The 20270-nt window shown below is 58.0% G+C and carries 15 protein-coding genes; 8 read left to right on the forward strand and 7 right to left on the reverse strand.

The genetic code is table 11. The features are described 5' to 3' along the window. Positions 1-636: 636 nt before the first annotated feature. The 6 genes from ACVWY3_RS24860 to ACVWY3_RS24885 all read left to right on the forward strand — a co-directional run bounded on the left by ACVWY3_RS24860 (position 637) and on the right by ACVWY3_RS24885 (position 8522). Positions 637-1386 (forward strand): P-loop NTPase family protein, encoded by a 750-nt coding sequence (locus ACVWY3_RS24860; protein WP_135174520.1) that lies wholly within the window; start codon positions 637-639, stop codon positions 1384-1386. 58 nt (positions 1387-1444) lie between these two features. Beyond that, a complete protein-coding gene (locus tag ACVWY3_RS24865; RefSeq protein ID WP_456840814.1) occupies positions 1445-2164 on the forward strand; it encodes a hypothetical protein in 720 nt (239 codons plus the stop codon). A 764-nt stretch (positions 2165-2928) separates the two neighbouring features. After that, complete coding sequence (locus tag ACVWY3_RS24870; protein ID WP_456840815.1) at positions 2929-3474, forward strand: hypothetical protein; 546 nt, start codon at positions 2929-2931, stop codon at positions 3472-3474. A gap of 1025 nt (positions 3475-4499) precedes the next feature. Then, on the forward strand, positions 4500-5570 hold the full coding sequence (locus tag ACVWY3_RS24875) for a cytochrome-c peroxidase (protein WP_456840816.1): 1071 nt from the start codon (positions 4500-4502) through the stop codon (positions 5568-5570). 1094 nt (positions 5571-6664) lie between these two features. Further along, positions 6665-7789 (forward strand): molybdenum ABC transporter ATP-binding protein, encoded by a 1125-nt coding sequence (gene modC / locus ACVWY3_RS24880; RefSeq protein ID WP_456840817.1) that lies wholly within the window; start codon positions 6665-6667, stop codon positions 7787-7789. Between the two features lie 55 nt (positions 7790-7844). After that, on the forward strand, positions 7845-8522 hold the full coding sequence (locus tag ACVWY3_RS24885) for a DUF2478 domain-containing protein (RefSeq protein ID WP_456840818.1): 678 nt from the start codon (positions 7845-7847) through the stop codon (positions 8520-8522). Between the two features lie 123 nt (positions 8523-8645). Here ACVWY3_RS24885 and ACVWY3_RS24890 read toward each other — a convergent pair whose 3' ends face one another. Then, positions 8646-9584 carry a Ulp1 family isopeptidase gene (locus ACVWY3_RS24890; protein WP_456840819.1) on the reverse strand — a complete coding sequence of 313 codons (939 nt, stop codon included), beginning with the start codon at positions 9582-9584 and terminating at the stop codon, positions 8646-8648. Positions 9585-10007: 423 nt separating this feature from the next. Further along, positions 10008-11804: a hypothetical protein gene (locus tag ACVWY3_RS24895; protein ID WP_456840820.1), complete on the reverse strand. Its 1797-nt coding sequence runs from the start codon at positions 11802-11804 to the stop codon at positions 10008-10010. Positions 11805-12950: 1146 nt separating this feature from the next. On the opposite strand from ACVWY3_RS24895, the gene ACVWY3_RS24900 reads away from it, so the two are divergent. Further along, positions 12951-13505 (forward strand): peroxiredoxin, encoded by a 555-nt coding sequence (locus tag ACVWY3_RS24900; protein ID WP_456843452.1) that lies wholly within the window; start codon positions 12951-12953, stop codon positions 13503-13505. 6 nt (positions 13506-13511) lie between these two features. Beyond that, positions 13512-14060: a carboxymuconolactone decarboxylase family protein gene (locus ACVWY3_RS24905; protein WP_456840821.1), complete on the forward strand. Its 549-nt coding sequence runs from the start codon at positions 13512-13514 to the stop codon at positions 14058-14060. Between the two features lie 230 nt (positions 14061-14290). On the opposite strand, the gene ACVWY3_RS24910 is transcribed toward ACVWY3_RS24905, so the two are convergent. The 5 genes from ACVWY3_RS24910 to nifV form a co-directional block, all read right to left on the reverse strand. Continuing rightward, on the reverse strand, positions 14291-14587 hold the full coding sequence (locus tag ACVWY3_RS24910; RefSeq protein WP_456840822.1) for a ferredoxin family protein: 297 nt from the start codon (positions 14585-14587) through the stop codon (positions 14291-14293). Between the two features lie 38 nt (positions 14588-14625). Further along, positions 14626-15933, reverse strand: coding sequence for an FAD-dependent oxidoreductase (locus ACVWY3_RS24915; RefSeq protein ID WP_456840823.1), 1308 nt, complete (start codon positions 15931-15933; stop codon positions 14626-14628). Between the two features lie 11 nt (positions 15934-15944). Then, positions 15945-17054, reverse strand: coding sequence for an electron transfer flavoprotein subunit alpha/FixB family protein (locus ACVWY3_RS24920; RefSeq protein WP_456840824.1), 1110 nt, complete (start codon positions 17052-17054; stop codon positions 15945-15947). A gap of 973 nt (positions 17055-18027) precedes the next feature. Continuing rightward, positions 18028-18369 carry a nitrogenase stabilizing/protective protein NifW gene (gene nifW / locus ACVWY3_RS24925; RefSeq protein ID WP_456840825.1) on the reverse strand — a complete coding sequence of 114 codons (342 nt, stop codon included), beginning with the start codon at positions 18367-18369 and terminating at the stop codon, positions 18028-18030. Positions 18370-18846: 477 nt separating this feature from the next. Beyond that, positions 18847-20037 carry a homocitrate synthase gene (gene nifV, locus ACVWY3_RS24930; protein WP_456840826.1) on the reverse strand — a complete coding sequence of 397 codons (1191 nt, stop codon included), beginning with the start codon at positions 20035-20037 and terminating at the stop codon, positions 18847-18849. Between the last annotated feature and the right edge of the window lie 233 nt (positions 20038-20270).

Raw genomic sequence — 20270 nt, forward strand, 5'->3', positions numbered from 1 at the left:
CTTTACCCGAGGCCGAATATGCAGAGCAACTATATAAAGCGCGACCGGCCAGAAGAAACGAGAAGTGGACGCGCACCTCGCATTCCCTTTCAGGCGGGTTTGCCGACTCAGCAGCCCGTTTCACCGCTCGCATATCTCGATCTCTTCAGCAGAGTAAGAGCTCGCTCGTTCAAGGTCACTGTCTGCCGAAAAGACGACGATCTGATCCAGCGGACCTTTGACGATTTACCAAGCCATAGTCGTGCCGCGTAGCACCGCCATCTTCCTCGAGCTCGCAACCTAACGCTACGTAAGATTCGGTCGCTTTATGCCAATCTAGATTGCGGCGTCGCTAGATCACTTATGGCAACGCAACGATCACCACAGGCGGGCCATTGGTTCTTGGCGGCACGCATTCCAACCGCTTACAAACCTCACGTAGATCGCCACCACAGGTGATTTACTCCCCATTATCGGCTTGCATCGTCGTTGCAATCCAAGGACGTCACTCGCTTGATGTTGAAATGTTCATCGGTTGCATATCTCTCGCATCCGAAGGTTCATTGCCCCTTGTTTCTGCCATGTTCGCATCCAAAGCAGAGACGCGTCGGTTGCGCAGTTTGCGCGCGGCAATAGCGAGTGTCTCAGGAGATTTCCATGGTGAAGCCAGTTGTAATTGTGGTAGGTGCGGACAAGGGAGGGGTCGGCAAAACCACCGTATCACGAACGCTACTGGACTACTTCAGCGTCAACAACGTGCAAACACGCGCATTCGACACTGAGTCGCCACGGGGAACGCTGAAGCGCTTTTATCCCGAGATCACCGAGATCGTTGACATGACGGCGACAGCGGACCAGATGAAGATCTTCGATACCCTGAACTCAGGGCTGTCCGTCACGGTCATTGATGCTCGCGCAGGCTTGCTGTCCTCTGCGCTGGCTTCCTTGCGTGACATCGGATTTCTGGACTCGGCGCGGTCTGGCCAGATAACATTCGCCGTGTTCCATATTCTGGGATCATCCATCGCTTCGTTAGACGAGATCGCGGAGACCGCGACCTTCATGAACGGCGCAAAGTACTACCTAGTCAAGAACTTCATCAACGACACTCAATTCTTCCAGTGGGATCAAGCGACCTATAATTCCTATTTTCACCGCATCAAACATGCGACTGAGTTGGTCATACCGAAGCTCAACGAGATGGCTTACGAGCAGGTGGAAGTTGCATCCGTCCCATTCGTAGACTTCGTCGCGAACAAGGGGCGGAACGATGAACCCGCGAACAACTCCTTCGTGCTGCGCGGTTATGTCCGGCATTGGCTGGCAAATGTCTGGAGCGAATTTGATCGCATCAACTTGACGGAATTGGCCGGCGCCAAGTCCGCCACCCGAGCCGGCGAGAAGTAGTCGCACATCGGCGAGCTCAGGTCGGGCCCACGTACGAAACGAAATTGATCTGCTGGCTATGTTAGCAACCCCCATCTACATCATTTGCTCTCCTAGCCCGCAGGTCGGTAAAACTCTCATCGCTCGGGTCATGAGCGAGTTCTTGCTGTTGAAAAACGGCACAGCGCTGTCGTTTGATGTCAACTTGAAAGAGCCGTCGTTGCTCGACTACCTGCCCAACATCACGGAGACCGCGGATGTGATCGACACTTATGGCAAGATGCAGCTGATGGACCCTCTTATCATCCACGACCGGGTAGCCAAGGTCATCGATCTCGGCTTTCACGCCTTCGATGAATTCTTCAGGATGTGCGAAGAGATCGGCTTCATGAAGGAGACGGCGCGCTGCTATGTCGCCCCCATCATTCTCTTCATCGCGGGCGCTGACCGCATCTCCTTTCGCGGTTATGAAATGCTGCGGCGCCGAATTCCGCCGGCGTCGCTGGTCACCGTCCACAATGAATTCGTGCTTCGTGGCGAATTGCCTGAAGCGATGGATGGCGAGCGGGTGCTTCGGATTCCCGCGCTTCCGCTGTTCCTGAAGAGATATATAGACCGGCTTGGCTTTTCCTTCACCGGATATCTACGCAACGAGAATGACTGGTCCACCGAGCTGCATCAATGGATCCGACGGAACTACAGCATGTTTCGCGATCTGGATTCGAGTGTGATGCTGCGAAAGATCTATCGATCTCGGGGCACGGATATCGACAGCCTACGTTGCACAAGGGCTACTTGAGTTTGCGATCTGCCTGCCATCTATTCGTCCGGCCTATGGGTCGTCTTCGATGGCGCTCTGAACGGTCTCGAACGCATGAATTGCGATTTACGACTCTTCAGTAGACTGCGCATCTTTGCTCACCGAACGAATGGGCGGGAAAGTCGCGAGTCTTCGGGTGCAATTATTCGGCAGGAATGCGGAGCCAACGAATGGACGCTCGATGACCATCGCGATGCTTGATAGTTCAGGGACGACGCATCTGTGATGACTTCAATTGATGATGCATTAAGTGAGACCAGATCGCTCCGGAGCGAAATCTGGCGGTGCCGTCGGCTCCTTAAAGCGGACCTACCTGGCGCGGAGCGCAACGCCATCGAGAATCGTCTGGTTGAACAACTTTCTGCCTTTGAACGGCTCGTGGCGACGGCGTTTCCTTTGACCTTGAGCCCGAAACGGTATTCGGCCAAGAGCATCACGATCGGGCAAACTGATTCCCCTGAAGCGCCCATCGACAACGCCGCAATGGCATCAAGGAGTTCCTTCGGGAAGTCGACGGGCGGATAACAAAAGAGGTTTCCTGGCTCTATCTGTGTCTTGAGCCCGGCAGTCGAAACCACGCTATTCTCCAGCTGAGAAACCTGAAGAAGACCACGACGGAACAACCTCCAACGCTAACGTTCCGGCGATCTTTTGCCAGTTATAGCCGACTTAGCCACCTGCCGGAAAATACTTGGTTGCCGACCACAACGCCATAGATTGATGGGCAGCACGAATTCCTGCAGATGTCCTGCCGTAACCACCACAGTTACGCAGATTGTCCTTCCGACAGCCACGACCAAGCCGATGGCAATCTCACGGCGAGCCCAAACTCGGCGGATCGCTGCAGCGATGAAGAGCGCAACTGCTTCAGTACGAAATTGAAGTTCAGAGCGCATTGCAATCTCGTAGCACGCGTGGGCGCACATCCATTGCTGATCGGCGCCAATCGATTCACGGAGCTCGGCCCCCGGATAGATGAATTGCGGCGCGGCAGGCTGATGCTTCAGCCCGATCGACTTTCGGCCACGCTGGCTAAACTCTGGCCCGCAGGTCTGAACACCTCACTGTCGCTCAATTTCTGGAACTGCCACTCGGACGCCTCACTCTCGATGGAGGACGATCGGAAGCCTGTTGAGACGCCGTCTTGGTCCTTCTTTTCTCTCCGCCGCAATTGGCATGATGCGGCGGCATTCGCCGCGCAAATTCTTGAAGTTGTCCCTAAGGCAAAAGATGGCTACCTCCACATCGCTAGGCCCTCTAAAGCGGTCACAGAAGCGCATCACGTCTAGTCTGCATGACATTAAGACTTGCTCGGCCCCACGATCTCGCGCACGAGCTTGTTCTGTACACCATGTGGCTGCGATCGCAATCACGATCGCAGCGAGGGCGGATGCACAGCTATGCGCATTGCAAATCCAGCTCATTCGTCGCTCTTGATTCACCAAACCTGTCTTAAGCCGCATATCCTTCACTATTATTCTTTGCCTCGCGAGCGTAATCTGTTTGCCGGATTGGGCGCCTCGGCAGCATGATCGCGCCCGTTGCGGGGCAGCCGCAATGATTACCGCCTCCGAATCATCGTCCCGCCACGCACAACATGCTCATTGCGAAGACGGAGGTACGACAAAGATCGGCCGATTAGCGCGTGGCGATGCTGTCTCCCGGCGGCGTTCTGCTTCGCAATGCCTACAACCTGACGCTACGGTCGATTCAAGCACTTTGAGCGTCCGGCACGTGTGAATACGTGCTGAGACGGGCGTACCCACATTGTTGGCAGTAGGACGAACTCCTGACAACTGCACGCCTGACCGACTGCCCCGCGGGTAGGAACGTCACTGATGTTGCTGGCGATTAGCTTAGTGTGGGGGTTGAAGGCTCAAAGCGCACGCATCGAGCCGAGCAGCGAAAAGCTCCGCCGGCGCAGCTCGCTTTGTTCGCGGTCTCAGCCAGCTGACCGGCAGAGTCAAAGAGTGCCGTAGGGTGAGTTTCCGAGAAGCACGGAGGCTTGGACCGACAGGCCAGGATTCCCGTGGCTGGATGATGATTCGTCGCACCCGTCACGTACCGTCGATTCGACAGCCTCAAGCCGCTTGCTGCAATTCACAGTGCGCAATTGCTTGAAACCAGCTCAGTAGGCTTCGACCTTGAGGCCGCTGGCACGCCGGTTGCTATAGCACCGGCGGAGCGTCGGCCTGGGTGCAGCCTAGCCCAACATACGGATCATTCGTTGACTGCTGCACGTCGTTCTGCGGGGGGACGCGGACCGAGCGCTATGTTTGCGATTCCACGATCTAGGAGAAAAGCGAGACATCACATGAGGAAAATAGCGGTACGCGAGCTTTCCAGGGCCGGTAGGTTAAGTGTTGTGGCCTCAGCCATTCTGGTTTCCCCCGCAGCAGGCGCCAATGAGGATTTGATGCGCGTCGCCAAGCGGATTTTCAAGCCAATTCCCTCAGTCGCTCCAGCGGTGAAGGACAATCCTATCACCCATGAAAAGGTCACACTTGGCAAATCCTTGTTTTTCGATTCGAGGCTATCGGCGAGCGGCGTTATTAGCTGCAATACGTGTCATAACCTTGGGACGGGCGGGGTAGATGCCGGGCCGAGGTCGATTGGTCATCGTTGGCAGCTGGGGTCACGTCGTGCGCCAACAGTCTATAACGCGGTCTTCAACGTGGCGCAGTTCTGGGATGGGCGAGCGGCGGATCTTAAGGCGCAAGCCGCAGGCCCTGTCCAGGCCAGCGTCGAAATGAATGCGACGCCCGATCACGTGCTCAAAACATTGAATTCAATGACCGATTATGTCGTTATGTTCAGTAAGGCTTTTCCAAACGAAGTGGCGCCCGTTACGTTTGAAAATTTCGCCAAGGCCATCGAGGCTTTCGAGGCAACCTTGATTACTCCCGCCGCACCCTTCGATCGGTACCTCGAGGGCGACGAATATGCTCTCAGCGATCAGCAGAAAACCGGGCTAAAGCTATTCATCGAAAAGGGATGTTCCTCTTGCCACAACGGAATTAATGTCGGTGGACAGGATTATTTTCGCTTCGGCGTCATTAAAAGGCCAGCCGAAAGCCTGCTTCCAAAGGAGGACAAGGGTCGTTTTGCCGTCACCAAGGATCTCGGCGACGAGTATGTTTTCCGCTCGGCGCCGTTGCGCAACGTCGCATTGCGCCCGCCCTACTTTCATTCTGGTCAGGTTTGGAGTCTAAAGCAAGCGGTCGGCGCCATGAGTGAGGTTCAGCTTGGAGCAAAGCTCAGCGATGAAGAAACTGACGAGATTGTCGCCTTTCTGAATTCGCTCACCGGGCAGCTGCCGAAGATCGAGTACCCGATACTGCCCACGCGCACCATTGCAACGCCAAAGCCCTCCTTAGACAAATAGGCCTTCACGATAGCGACACCCTAGGCGATCCAAGCTGGAGCATTCAGTAGCCTCAAATTGCGGACCTCGCGCCCCAACCCGTTCGTCGCCGAGCCAGAGTTCCTTAGCGGGTCAAATCATCCGTCTTGGGCAACTCAATCCTGCGTCGACTCGCGAGGCAACGAAGGACCGCGCGCCCTGAAATACGTCGGCAACCCGTGCTGCTAGGTAGACGTTCTGCCGTAGCTCGCGGGCACCGCATATCATCTCACATCAGCCCTTTTTTCAAGCGCCCGGCCGCCGACCTTCTCCTCCGCACAGATCGCAACGTGCGCCAGCTCGGATGGCGTGCACTTGTCCCTCATTGACGAGTTTTACGGTCGCATGTTCGCCACAGCACCATCCCCAATCCAAAAGGCGATGGATCATCCTAAGCTTTCATGTGGTAGCTCCTACATGTGCGCATGGTGACGCGAGCGTCCACAGTCCTACAATAAGATGTGACGAATTAAGATGTCGGGTGGAGACCGATACAAAACCTCCCTTGCGCAAGACGCGCAGATATTCCTTGAAACGGCACGCGGATTGCTGGGTAGGGATCAACCAGTCGCCACCAAGGAAGGGGCGCGGGGAGCCAGAGTTTCAATGAGATTTATCCGATTCATCTTGATTGATCTGGCTTTGATGCTGGTCGCACCCGAGAATGCAGAAGCCATGACCGTGGCTCCCGGCGCAAACTTCAAATCGGCTAGCAAAGCCGTGGGATCCTTGATGCGGATTTCGGGCCCCGAGCCAGTATTCAGCTCTGGCCTGAGCCGACATCTTTACCGCCAAACCTCTCAAGCCGCGCAATTTGGACATTCAGCAAAAGCCCCCGGGCCGGCGAAGCAGGCTGAAAACCTCGCGCTAAGGGAGAGGCGCTTTCCCTCTCATTGGCGAGCGCACTGGGCAGCGTCCGACTGTCACGATCGTCGCTGCGCGGAGATGCTCAAGAAGCCTCTGATCTTAACACAGATCTGCAGTCCGCCGCCGCAGCTTATGCCCTCAGGCGAGCACTCTATTGCAGCGATTGTGCTCGTGACTTGGATGGGAAGACACAGCACAGGCGCAGGTTCATGAGAGAAGCAAGAGCGGGCTATATTGAGGTTGCGTTCAACGGCTCTCTCGCGAACATTCCGTTAGATGCGCAATTCAGTCTGCCGGCCAAAGGCGTCACAGCAATTTTTGGTCCGCCCGGGTGCGGCAAGACCACACTCGCGCGCTGCATCGCTGGCGTGCAGCATGTGCCGACTGGATTTTGTGCGGTCGATGGAGAGATTTGGCAGGACGAGACAAAGTTTCGACCGCCTCATCTGCGTCCCATCGCATATGTATTCCGACCACCAGTTCCTCTTTCTCATTGGTCTGTGAGGCGCACCCTCCTATACAAGGCGTCAACATCGACACCAACACTAATCGATTTTGATGGAGTGGTCGAATTGCTTGCCTTGTCGCCGCTGCTCGAGCGTTCGCCATCACATCTTTCCGCGGCCGAGCGACAGCGACTTGCCCTTGGCAGCGCGCTGTTGGGCCAGCCTCAGCTCCTTTTGCTGGACGATCCACTCATTGTGCTCGACCGCGCCGCTAAATGCGAAATCTTACCATTTCTCGAGCGCATGCGGGAAAAGCTCCCATTGCCGATGATCTATATCACCCAAGATTACGCTGATATCGAGCGTTTTGCCGATCATCTTGTCATGATGAAAGATGGCGTTGTGACTGCGGCCGGGCCGCTCAACGTCGTTCAGAGCGATCCGGCGCTTGCCGGGCGCGGCGAAGCGGCAGTCTGTCTTGATACCTTGGTCGGCGGCTATGACGGGCGCTATGGGCTGATTATGCTCCGCCTCAACGGGGCGCGCTTTCTGATACCTGGAGTGCCGCTTAGACCGGGCGCACAGCTGCGGCTACGCATCGCAGCCGGCGATGTCAGCATCGCGTGCGAGCCCCCACGTGCAAGCTCGATCCTCAATGTATTTCCGGCACGCATCAAAGCCTTTCTGCCGTTCGACGAGGCGGAGGTCACCTTGGTTCTGGCTCTTGAAACCGGCCGTTCTGGCGTGCCGCTTTTGGCGCGCATCACGCGCCGCTCGTTTGATGCGCTACGGCTCAGCAATGGAGCGAACGTTTTTGCGGAGGTCGCGCGCGCCGTTCCGCTCGCTGCTGCCGAGCGGTGCTTGCAACGCCTGCCACGATCCGCATGAGAGCGTTCGACAGCTATAGCTCGATACGAGGAACACATCAACAGGGGGCCCGGCCGTGATCGATAATCTGGATGAGATAGATCCGAATAGTGTGGGGGCTATTCTCTACCGTCCAAAAGACGATGTGGATAGGCTACTCGCCGATTTCGCGCAGGAGATCGCGCTGCAAGGCGTACGCATCGGCGGCATCGTGCAGCGACACGCGAGGTGCGCAAATGGCACGCACGTCATGCTCGCGATCGACGTTGCGACAGGACAAGAGATCTCGATTTCCCAGCCGCTCGGCAGCGGAGCTATGTCCTGTAATCTCGATACAAATGGACTTGCCGAGGCCGCAGCTGTCGTTTCCCGGGCACTTCGCGACAATATAGATCTTCTCGTGATCAACAAATTCGCCAAACAAGAAGCCGCTGGCCGGGGCCTGCGCGCCGAATTCGTTGACGCGATCACCCAAGGCGTACCAGTCCTGACAGCCGTTCCGAAAAAATGCCTTGCCGACTGGCGAACCTTCACCGCCGGCGTTAGCACGCTGCTGCCTTGTGATCGTCAATCCTTGCAGCAGTGGTGGCGCGAGATCTCAACGCGCCGGGCGCGCAGCGGGGCCTTCAGCCCCGGCTGCGGTTATTTGGGGACGATGATACCGGATCGCTTGATGACGACAATGAGACTGTCGACCACTTCGTCCCCGAAATCGCCCATCGGGCTCTTTCGCCGCCTGCGAAAACAGCCTTAGCTCTTGCGTTCGCTCCCACGCTCTGCGCCACCGCGATGCATTGCGAACGTGCCGATTATTGCGAACGTGCCGATTGCGGACCTTCTATGGCGAGAGTTCAATCAGCTGCCCGTTCCGCCCATATCAACCCCTCAATCGGTTCTGCAGTGCCTGCCGGTCGACGACGAGATTGCTTAGGTTCAGGTCTGGCTGACGTCTGCCCGCTAACCGCCTGGCCAACGCCCGCGTACCGTCGAGCACAAAGACACCGCAATCGTAGCCGTTCCTCTGCTGGCGTATCGGGGCGTTTTGCAGGTTGTCTCCGCCTCCCACCCGCGCTGCGAGCATTGCTGCGGGTCTGTCATTGCGTCCCCGGGCGGAGTCGTAGTGGTAGGCGACCGGATTGTTGCGATCGCGGCGGTCCACCAGCAGCAACGACCAATGGGACCCGCGGTCATCGAGGTCCATGGTGCTGGCGTCATTCACCGGCAAGAACAGAAAGTCGGCTGTGTCGTTACCATTGGGATCATCGACAATCTGATGGAATGCGGATAGCGCGTCGGCGTTAGTACCCTGGCCCACCCGAAAGGCCATGAGAGGATCTACAAACCGGGTCCGGGCGGCAAGATTTGGGTTGCTCGCCCATAACTCCTGCGCCAGGAGTTCGTAGTCCCGCTGGATATGCTCGTCGCCCAGCCAGTCCCTGGCTCCGAGCACCCGCCCGCTGCGGTCGCCGGCAGAGGCACTCGCAGCCGAACCGCCGACCCTGGCCTTAGGAGCCGAGGATGGGCCAGCATGATGGATCAGCTGAGCGTCGCGGCGTCCTCGCGGACCCAACGTGATGGAGTAGGTCTCCCCGTTGATGGAGACCGGCTGGGGAGCCATTCGCGAACTCGGCAACAGCATTTTATTGTCCAGTACATCGAGCAGGAAATCCGGCACCGGCTGTGAGCCATGCTGCCAATCCTCGCCGACGAGATATCCGATATCCTCCAGCTCTTGAGGTACGCCTGATGGCCCGATGAAGAACGGAGGTCTGCCGGCATGGCTCTGCACCGGTCCTGACTGGGCATCGTCACGCATGTCCTGCGGTGTGGACGGCAGGTCAACCAGAGAACCGAGACCCCGATAGATGTCTGAGGACCGAGCTGGCTCACCCTTTTGGCGTTGGAAAGTCGAAATAGGTCGGCAGGTGCCCAGCCGGCTCCTGCAAGCCGGCCTGCCCAAACGGGCCTACCATCGGCGGCCACTCACTGTCGGAAGGCGGCGTCGGCAAATCTCGCAGCCAGGACGAGGTCGAGCTCGAGCCAGCCGGTTCCTGCAAGCCGGCCTGACCAAACGGGCCTACTATCGGCGGCCACTCACTTTCGGACGGCGGCGTCGGCAAATCTCGCATCCAGGTCGGGATGGAGGTTGAGTCCGAGCCTGCTCTTTGCTGAGGAAAGGATACTCCCAGCGCTCGGTTTGCCTCGAGGACTTGCACATACTGCCTCAGCTTCTTGAGAGTCACGCCAGATTTCCCTTTGGCTTCGGCGTAAGCTCGGTAGTCTGCATCCAGCGAGCGTTGCTGCTCATTGTTGCCGCTGATTCGGCTCGCGTGCTCTCCTTGCCCTCTGCGCGGAGCCAGTCACTGAACTTGCGTTGCGCCGAGGCAGTACCTTGAATGGTTTTTCTCCTGTGCTGGGAACTCGGGTCAAGCTTGCTCAGCTCTTCGTTAGCGAGGCCCTCGATGAGGCGGGCGTCATCGTCGTAAGGGCGAAATCCTTGTTGGGGCTCAAGACCTAGGTATTCTCTAAATGGATCGAGTGGGGCCGTCCGCTTTGTGGCTTTACTGAACGCCGCATAATCTGCGTTCAATGACGATTGCTGCGCAGGATCGCCGCCGATTCGGTCCATGATGCTCGGCCTGCCCTCCCTTTGAAGCCAATCACTAAAAGAGCGTAGCCGGGAAACCATCGTCGAAACGGCTGCTTTCTCTTTCTTGGTCGCGTCAGATCCAAGCTTGGACAGAGCGTCGGTCAAAAAGTCATCGATCGTGGAGATGTCCTCCGGATGAGCCGACAATGTTTCGCGCCCCATCAGGCGGGCCCCGGCACCGACAGCTTGGAGCCCGTCAGCCCCGATCCTGCGCAGGTGAGACAGTGCAGCGCTGAGGCGGTCACGATCATCGCCACCAGCTTCGACGTATTCGTCGATGTCGTCGGCTAGCGACCTTGGTTCATTGAACGCCCGAAGAGCCAATGGCCCCTTATTCTGGGCTCGGAGCCAACGAGCGAACGTGTTGAGCGCCTGCACATTGGACTTGATCGTAGCAGCCGGGACCTTTCCAGTCCCGCGGCCTCTGGTACCATCGGGAGTAATTCTGTAGTCTTTGACGTTTTCCATGAACTGGCGGATCATCCGCTCGTCCTGGGGATGCATCGGTTGCTCTCGCGTATTCACAAAAGCTGGGGCCGGAATGGCATTTCCAGCCAGGAAATTCTGGAGTGTTTCCAATGCTCCACCCACATAGTTCCTGCTGTTGGCGCTCGCCACCTTCATGAATTCATCTTTATAGGCGGCTAGCCGATCAGCGTTGCCAAGCAGGTCCTTTAGCGTAATGCCTTTGGGTCGGAGGAACTCGCTGAACATTCGAAGAGCCGTCACGTAGTTCTCGATGGTCTTGGTCTTACGGTTCGCGCTATCCAATGCTGTCTTGAACTCTTCAATCAGCTCCAGGTCCTCTTCGGACGGTCGACTGCGCTTTGCGAAATCCATGCGGAGCTCTGAATAAACGGCGTCGGAGGACGAGCCCCCGGACGACTTCTCCCGGCGACTTCCTCCAAAGACCTTGCCGATCCCTGATTTGACCCGCGAGAACAGTCCACGGGACTTGCTCTCCTTGGTCCGCGCCTCCGGTTGTACTTCCGACGGCGCTGTGTAGCGCATGCTGCTGAATGGCCTGTCCCGCAAGTCAGATTGGTAATCGGTTGCGGCCGAGCCAAGATGAGCGTGCGGAACATCGACGCTATAACGCGTGCTGCTGAAGGAACTGTCCCGCAGGTTGGACCTGGGCGGCATCCGCATCGAACCACCAATATCCGTACGGTGGATATTTCCATGCGACCGGGCGGCTGGAGCCTCGGGGGAACTCGCCTCAGGCGAACTCTCCTCAGAAGAGCGGAGTTGCAGCTCGTCGAACTGCTGCTCGAAGACAGCTCGATCTGCAGGCTGGGCATCGGCCTCTTGCCGCGCGCGCTGCAGCTCTTGTTGCTCGGCGTACCAGCGCATCCAATAGTTCGGATCGTTATAACCCGGCTCCATACCACTCTCCCTAGATGACATAACTCTTCATCGCCGACCCAAGGTCACACTCTGGTGCACCGACCATGTAGACTCCAGCTCAAAAAAGCCGCCCGACGAGATCGATGCCGAACAAAAGAGACCCCAACGCACGCTGCTCCGAGCTCGTGCATTACTCACACCTGCCCAAGCTGGCCAACTGCAGCGGAGCGCTCGCTCCTGAGTGGCATCGCTAAAACCAAAAAACTGTCCAAGAGAAAACGAAAGCCAACTTGCCTCATCGGAAACGCAACGGCATTCGCCCCACTACCCCCCGGCAAGGGCGCATGCCGCACCTCGGCGTCGAAATTTGGCTGATCCATTGCCGATGGAAAGACCTACCGGGATTTGATACTTCGGACTGATAGTTTTGCTTCTCAGTCAATTCTTCACGCCAATGCCCTCACATCCGCGACAAATCGGGTCGTGCCTGCACAGCGACATACCTAACGCACCTAAGATCTTGAGACATTGAGGTCTCTCCTTCTGATCATGGAGCTTCAGAGTGATCGCCGCATGTATCATCCAGACTGTACAACCTGACGCTACGTAGAGTTCAAGCCCCAAATCGCCGCCGAAGGCGAGCCTGGTTGGCTTTTAAGCGTTTTAGAATCCGGCAAACCCTCGAGCCTGGTGATCTAGCGCCCCTTGAAGCGTCTCAATGCGCGAAGCGCCGTAGCCTCTGGTTACTCGCACCTTGTTTGGCAGAAGCGAGCATGTGGCCTTACTGGCGAGATCTGTTGTCGCCGGCGATACAGCCGCTCTTGTTTGCGCCAGATGCTACGAACCTCGCGCTTCGTCAGGCTCCGTATTTCCATTAGATCTCAGCAGGCCGACAGTCATTCATCACATTGATGGCGAGATGAGGCGGTTTGCTCTAAGGGGCGCAGAACGGTCTTTGACGAAGCGCTCGCAGCGCGAACATCTCAGGCGGACGCGCAAAGCAAGACTGCTTTCATGAACCTTGGCAAGGAAGCGCTTGGCTACAGATTTTTCTCAGATCGACCCTCCAAGCGCCCGGGCATGTCTGTATCAAAGCCGCTGGACTCCACTCCTGAGAACGGATGGCACATAGCTTGCTTCAACAGTGAAGCCACCTTCGACAGAAAGCGAATTTGTGAGGACAACATGCTCGGAATTGGAAGTCAGTTGCCGCCGTTCGAGATCACAGGCGTGAAGCCCGGTTTTCAAACGCAAGAAGAAGGAGGACAGAGTGCATTCGAGACGCTGACCGAAGCGAGCTTTCCAGGAAAATGGAAGATCATCTTCTTCTATCCGAAGGATTTTACCTTCGTCTGCCCGACAGAGATCGCTGAGTTTGCCCGGCTTTCCACGGAATTCGCCGATCGCGATGCGGTTGTACTGGGTGGTTCGACTGACAACGAGTTCTGCAAGCTCGCTTGGCGGCGCTCACATGTCGACCTGCACAAACTTCCAATCTGGCAGTTTGCCGACACAAAGGGAACCCTCGTCGACGGTCTTGGCGTGCGTTCACCAGAAGGGGTTGCCTATCGTTACACCTTTATTGTTGACCCCCAAAATACCATCCAGCACGTCTATGCGACCAATCTCAGCGTGGGGCGCAGTCCTAAGGACACGCTCCGCGTTCTGGACGCGCTGCAAACCGACGAGCTCTGTCCATGCAACCGAGAAATCGGCGGCGAAACCTTGAAGGTTGCTTGAGGCAGCATGTCGTCGATCGAACAACTAAGCGACCAGATTCCCGATTTCGCGAAGGATGTCAGGCTTAACTTGACCTCCTTGGTGGCTGATGAGACGCTTTCGCCGCAACGAAAATACGGGCTGCTGCTGGCGAGCGCGATTGCCACCCGCAATGCAGCCCTGATTGCCGCGATGGAATCGGCTGCGTCCGCTGTGATGACATCTGTAGCGATCGCCGCAGCGAAAGCCGCAGTCAGCCTGATGGCAATGAACAACGTTTACTACCGCTTCGCTCACCTTGTTTCCAACCCGGAATACAAAACGATGCCGCCACGGCTGCGTATGAACGTGATCGGCAATCCCGGCGTGGACAAGTCCGATTTCGAGCTGTGGTCGCTTGCGGTCTCCGCCATAAACGGCTGCGGGGCCTGCATCGATGCCCATGAGAAGACACTGAGAGCCGCGGGTGTCAATTCCGAAGCGATCCAAACCGCCGTGCGCTTTGCGGCGATCATGCAGTCAGTGGCGATCGCAATCGAAGCCGCTGGGCCCAACCCCTCTCAGGCGAGGGGCTGATCCTTCCTCTGCCATCCGATCGACTGCGTTGTGGTGCCACTCAGTGACGCCACAACCAGTCCTTAGCGGCTCCCGAACGAGCGGCACATCTGCACGCCACGGCTTGTGTAGCGTCCCCACCAAGAGTGTCTTGCTCGAATTCCAGGCGCCGCGCAAGTGACGCGTAGTGCGCCACTGATGCGCTGAGACCCGATCGCCTAACTCGGTCGCACCACGGCCCTGTTTCACCCTCACCCGAACTTGAACTGTACTCCATATCCGCCCCGCGGATGGCTCCATTCGATGTCGCCGGTGGGCTCGGCGATCACGCGGCAGGTACCGCATTCGATGCAGCCGTCAACTGTTATCTCGACCTGGCCGTCGTCGTTGAGGTCGTAGCATCGCGCGGGGCAGGCTTTCAAGAGTGCAAGTAGCTGCGGCGATGGCGTCGTGTGCGCACGGACCTTGACGTGAGGGTGACCGATGTCGACAAGATAGCGGTTGTAATAGAGCTTGTCTTCGACGCGCACTGGGGATTCGACATTCATGCTTTGACTTTCCATCGTTGGGCTTCACACTGTCGCGGTCAGCGCCAGGCCCGGGCAAAACGACAAGCATCACCGAACAAACCTGTCCATGACCGCGCCTGGACAAAGGATTTCAGGGTCGCCTTCTCCTTCTCAGCCTTGGGCGTACCATCGACGCGCACAAAGTTTTGCATCGCCTTGGAGATGAGCTGCGGATAGGTGAGAAAGAAGTTTTGTGACTGGGTATGCATTAGGGGCGGCAAATCCTTGTACTTCTTTAGATCTTTGATGACGAAGGAATCGTCTAGCATCTTCTTGTAGATCGACAGATTTGCTGCACTCATCGGCTCGCCGCGCGATTTCACCAGACCTATCGCTTCGGCGGCGATGCGGCCGGAAGTCATCGCGAGATTGGAACCCTCACGATGAACGGCATTGTTGAGTTGGGCCGCATCCCCTACTACGACCCAGCCTTCCCCATAAAGCTGCGGGATCGACTTGTACCCGCCTTCAGGAATGAGATGGGCCGAGTACTCCTTGACTTCTGACCCTGCTACCAGGGGCGCCACGGAGGGATGGCTCTTGAACTGATCGAGCAAGCCGTAGGGCGTCTGGCCCGTGCGCTGGAAGTCGGCGACGAGACAACCGATGCCGAGCGAAATGCACTCTTTGTTGGCATAGATGAAACCCATTCCGGTCATGCCGCGGGAGATGGTACCAGCCGCCTCGATCACGACGCCTTCATCGCCCTTGAGATTGAACCGCGCCTCGATGGTCTCGCGGGCCAAGAAGTGCATCTCTTTCACCGCGAGCGCAACGTTGTCGGGTCTCGGCCGCGCGCGCAGGCCCGCGCGCGTCCCGAGCAGGCCATTGACCCCCTCAGCCAGCACGACGACATCGGCATGTATTTCGCCGTCTCGGCGATCTGTACGAACACCGACGATTCTTTCACGCTCGTCCCGTAGGAGCTCGGTGACGGTCGTCTCGCACAGTAAGGTCGCGCCAGCCTCCCGCACCTTGGACGAGAACCATTTGTCAAACTGGGCGCGTATAATCGTGTACCGGTTCGGCCGTTCCTCGTTGAAGTCGTCTGAACGGTAATGCATGCCGACATGGGAACGATCGTCCATCATCCAGAACCGCTGCTCAATCAGGTGACGTTCGAGCGGCGCCTCCTCTCGAAACTCTGGGATCAGCTTTTCCATCATGTCGGCATAGAGGATAGCCCCCTGCACGTTCTTCGATCCTGGATATTCGCCCCGCTCGAGCTGCAGCACCTTCATGCCGCGCTTGGCCATGGTCAATGCCGCCGCGTTGCCGGCCATACCGGCTCCGACCACGATCGCATCAAATCTCTCTTCAATCATCATCATCTCCTCTAGACCGCGATCCGGGCGCGCGAATTCGGCAAAAGCCGGGCGCGAAATGCGGCCGTCAGCGCCGGTAGCAGTTGGATGGCGTCGCTGACGATCGCGAGATGGGCAAAGTCGAAGATCGGAGCGTTCTTGTCAGTATTGACGGCGACGATCAGATCCGCGCCCTCCACGCCAACCCGGTGCTGGATCGCGCCGGAAATGCCGGCGGCAATATAGAGCTTTGGCCGGATGGTTTTCCCCGTCTGGCCGATTTGCCGGTCAGACGTCACCCACCCTTTTTGTACCAGAGGACGCGAGCAGCCATATTCAGCGCCAAGCAGAGTTGCGAGCTCGCGCACCAACCGAAAGTTCTCAGGCGATCCCAGTCCCAGGCCGCCCGCAACCACGACATCAGCATAGGCCAGATTGGAGGTTTCTGCATCGCGGTCGGGTAGGAACGACAATACTTTCGTGACAATATCGTCTTCGACAAGGCCGAGCGGATGGACGATGATACGAGCGGCATCGCGTACGACGCGCTCAGGCATCGGCATGACCCGCGGGCGGACCGTTGCCATCTGCGGACGATAGTTCAAGGTATAGATCGTGCAGAGCAGCGAGCCGCCAAAGGTCGGACGCGTCGCCGCAAGCGAACCATCGGCGTCGACGTCCAGCGCGGTGCAGTCTGCAGTGAGCCCCGTCGACAGGGTCGTCGCCACGGAACCCGCGAGATCGCGACCGAGCGTCGTCGCCCCCAACAGTAGGATCTCGGGCTTGTAGGTGTTGACGAGTTCGGTTAGCGCTTTGGTGTAGGATTCGTTGCGGTAATCCGACAAAACATTGTCGCTCACGAGATAGGCCATATCGGCGCCATAGCAAAATGCGTCAAGCGCGGCGTTACGTGTGTGCTGCCCCTCCGGACCGATAACGACAGCGGCAAGATTCACCTTTAGCCTATCGGCAAGCCTGCGCCCCGCACCCATGAGCTCCCAGGAAACCGGATGAACCTGGCCGCGCTCCAGCTCGACGAAGACCCAGACGTGCTTGTACGCCTTGAAGTGCTCCGGCAGTTCTTTTTTGGCTGCTGCGCGGCCGGACGCCGCCGGCACCGCCGTTCTGGTGACATTGCTCATACTCTAAATTCCCCTGAAAGATAGGCGCGCCCGCGCCACAGGTTGCCTTTTAACTTCGTTAACTGAAGATCACTTTTGGTCAGCAAGCGGCCGGCTGCTCGGCCCCGGATGCTTGGTCGGACCGGCCTCACAACAAGACCCGTCGTCGCGATAGACGTACTGGTCCGGCCGGATTTGGCGAGGTCTTCCACACCCAACCCTTGCGCTTCGCGTTCGACGAGCGGCACCGCGGCGGCCAGGGTGCCGCGGTGATTCTGACCGTTCGCTTCCATGCCTGAGTTGGCGAGGCCGATCGCTGCGCAATACCTGCGCGTCACTTTCGGTACAGTGGCGCCACATTGACTGTGACGACGAGGGTGATCCTGGCAACGCACCTGTCACGCAATCCATGCGGAGCCTCCAGCGCCGACAACCTGTATGGGCCGACGGTGGCCCTCTCTGCCATCCGCCATGAGATGGAGACAAATCCGAGCGGAATCGGGGGGCGGTTTGATGCGGACGACGCAGTGCATACCCTCTCCAGGTGTAGCGCGAACAGGCGACTTATCCATTGACCACCATCTCACCGTCGATACGGAATTTTCGATCGCGTCGAAGACCGTTTCGAACGGACCTGGCGAGATTGTAGGTTGGCGCAGGACTCGGCAGGCACTAAAAGCATCATCATGGGTCTTCCTTCAAGCTCATCTCGGACGGCTACCACCTGCCGGCATCGATGATCGGATCGGCAGGACAACAGCAAGTGTCGTACCAGTTGCAAGAACCATTGAAAGTCAGCCGAAAGTGATGGTTTGGCAGACACTTGAAATATCCGCTGATACCGTGGACACGACCAGTTCAGACATGGGTCGGGAATACGACAGCCGCCGCTCGGGTGATGGCTGCAGAGAGTTGACTCGGATAAAGACGAAGGCCGCGAATGGGGTTGCCAGGTGCCCCGTCGGGCAAACCTTGCTTGCAGCGGAGCGCGAGATCACTTCAGCTCGCTCAACGGGACAAAGGCCGCGGCCTTCTTAGGATCTGCGACGGCATCCTTCAAAACTTTGAACACTCGCTGGTCGATCGGTGACGATGCCACGAAATCGGCATAGGCCTGCTCCAGCATCACCTTGCACCGAGCTCTGATTTCCGCCTCTGGGGCCCCAGCAAATTGCTCTTTTGCAAGATATTGTCCCATGCGCTTTAAGATGTGAAGGCGCGCGACATTCACGATTTTAAGGTCGTAATCGACGCCAAGCAGCGAAAAAAAATCCTCTGCCGACGAGGCCTTGCTGAGCCGATCCAGGATACTGGCTGGCGGGGGTGAGTTGATCATCGAAAGTCCTCCTTCGGATTAGCTCTGGACGTTTAACGAGATGGGGCGGCTCCTGCTGACTGCTGCCGTCCTGCCTCGCACAGCTGTCCGCATGGCCAAAGCCTCACTCCGGAAAGCGGTGCCCTCAACTTCGCTGCTCCAGATCGGCAGGTCCGCCGGTGACGACGTCAGTTCCGATGAAGCTCCGAGATCAATTGCGAAACCACGATCGAGGTTGACGCTCATCAGGACCGTCGCCGGACCGGAAATCAGCCGCGCGAAAAGACGCCGATTGGCAGTCCCGGGACGGCTCGGCATTGGGTAGGAGATCACAGCATGTATGGCGGAACGGCAAGTAAGATCTGGAGGTGAGATCGCGCCAGGGGATCTGATGTGCGAAAGCTGGACGCCGTTCGCGCACATCAGCGCCATCGCACACCGTCCTTTCGGCGCGTCGGTTTGCGAATGGTCGACGCTAATGCTGTTGGACACGGCTTTTCACGCGGGGTGGGTTGCCAGGTATCCGCACACGTCGCGCCAGATCGCCGCGACGGTTTCGCGCTCGACCGGCCGCTTGTGCTCGATGGCATATTTGCGGACTTGCGACAGAATCTGTCTGGCTTGGTCGGCGCTGGCGACGAGCTGCAGTTCATCGAGTAACGCGGTGATCGCCCGAAGTCCGGAATGCTTGCCGATCACAAAGCGGTTGCAGCGGCCAAGCAAAACGGGATCAAGCGATTGATAGGTGCGTTGATCCTTCAAAAGGCCATCGACATGAATGCCGGATTCGTGCGTAAATACATGCTCTCCGACGATGGCCTTGTTCATAGGAATCGCACGTGCGGCCGCGGCTGCTACCACCGCGGCGACGTTCTCGAGCTCCGGGAGTATGATGCCGGTCTCGCGCCCGTATAGCTGCTTGAGTGCGACCGCGATTTCCTCAAGCGGGGCATTTCCGGCCCGCTCGCCCAGCCCGATGACGGTCACTGAGGCGTGGCTCACGCCAGCCTTGACAGCGGAGAGCGTGTTGGCGGTTGCGAGTCCGAGATCATCGTGACCGTGAAATTCGAGTTCGAGATCGGTGGTCGCACGCAAATCCCTGACCAGCGCGTAGGTTGCGTCGGGATCGAGCACACTGAGCGTATCTGCAATACGGAAGCGACGCGCGCCCGCGGCTTTTGCAGTTGCCATCAGTCTGATGAGAAAATCGATGTCGGCGCGGGAGGAATCCTCACCACCGACGGCGACCTCAAGTCCGCGCGCACAGGCATAGCCTACCACTCGCTTTACCCGTTCCAGCGCCAGGTCGCGATGACGACCTAGCTTAGCCGCGATCTGGACATCGGAGGTCGGAATCGACAGATTGATCATGGACACCTTTGCTTCGATCGCCGCGTCGACATCCGATTCCCGCATCCGGCACCAGCCTATGGTGGTCAGCGGAAGATCTGCTTCGACAATGGCGCGAATGGCGGCGATCTCCTCGTTGCCCATCGCCGGCGTTCCCGCCTCGATCTCCGTGACTCCGGCCCGCGCCAGCGCCCGCGCGATCGCCAGCTTTTCCTCTGTGGTGAACGCAACGCCAGGTGCCTGCTCGCCGTCGCGTAATGTCGTGTCGTTGAGCACGGTGGGCTTGGCACGCACCTGGTCGAAGCAAGACGATTTGGCGGCCGTGTTGGCGGCAATCACGCGAGAGCTCCTCATTGTTTGACCTACCTAAGCCTCAGCAACCAGCATGCCAGCCCGTCGACCCAGGCAACCCACGGGCGAAGCTAACACTTCGGTCTTCGACCCCTCTTCAGCAAATGGATTGCCGCAAATGCGACAGGCTCATGAAGCGCGCGCCTTGCCTGTTGCCACGCCGAGTTCGAACGCAATGCAATTGCCGGGCGCCGGGATGAGAGAATAGTCGCGGAGCACTT

Source organism: Bradyrhizobium sp. USDA 4486, assembly GCF_054057995.1.

Bases quoted from the DNA above. Each gene is read 5' to 3' on its own strand.
- ACVWY3_RS24860 (WP_135174520.1), top strand. From the start codon at position 637: ATGGTGAAGCCAGTTGTAATTGTGGTAGGTGCGGACAAGGGAGGGGTC.
- ACVWY3_RS24865 (WP_456840814.1), top strand. From the start codon at position 1,445: ATGTTAGCAACCCCCATCTACATCATTTGCTCTCCTAGCCCGCAGGTC.
- ACVWY3_RS24870 (WP_456840815.1), top strand. From the start codon at position 2,929: ATGTCCTGCCGTAACCACCACAGTTACGCAGATTGTCCTTCCGACAGC.
- ACVWY3_RS24875 (WP_456840816.1), top strand. From the start codon at position 4,500: ATGAGGAAAATAGCGGTACGCGAGCTTTCCAGGGCCGGTAGGTTAAGT.
- modC (WP_456840817.1), top strand. From the start codon at position 6,665: ATGAGAGAAGCAAGAGCGGGCTATATTGAGGTTGCGTTCAACGGCTCT.
- ACVWY3_RS24890 (WP_456840819.1), bottom strand. From the start codon at position 9,584: ATGCGTGACGATGCCCAGTCAGGACCGGTGCAGAGCCATGCCGGCAGA.
- ACVWY3_RS24895 (WP_456840820.1), bottom strand. From the start codon at position 11,804: ATGGAGCCGGGTTATAACGATCCGAACTATTGGATGCGCTGGTACGCC.
- ACVWY3_RS24900 (WP_456843452.1), top strand. From the start codon at position 12,951: ATGCTCGGAATTGGAAGTCAGTTGCCGCCGTTCGAGATCACAGGCGTG.
- ACVWY3_RS24905 (WP_456840821.1), top strand. From the start codon at position 13,512: ATGTCGTCGATCGAACAACTAAGCGACCAGATTCCCGATTTCGCGAAG.
- ACVWY3_RS24910 (WP_456840822.1), bottom strand. From the start codon at position 14,587: ATGAATGTCGAATCCCCAGTGCGCGTCGAAGACAAGCTCTATTACAAC.
- ACVWY3_RS24915 (WP_456840823.1), bottom strand. From the start codon at position 15,933: ATGATTGAAGAGAGATTTGATGCGATCGTGGTCGGAGCCGGTATGGCC.
- ACVWY3_RS24920 (WP_456840824.1), bottom strand. From the start codon at position 17,054: ATGAGCAATGTCACCAGAACGGCGGTGCCGGCGGCGTCCGGCCGCGCA.
- nifW (WP_456840825.1), bottom strand. From the start codon at position 18,369: ATGATCAACTCACCCCCGCCAGCCAGTATCCTGGATCGGCTCAGCAAG.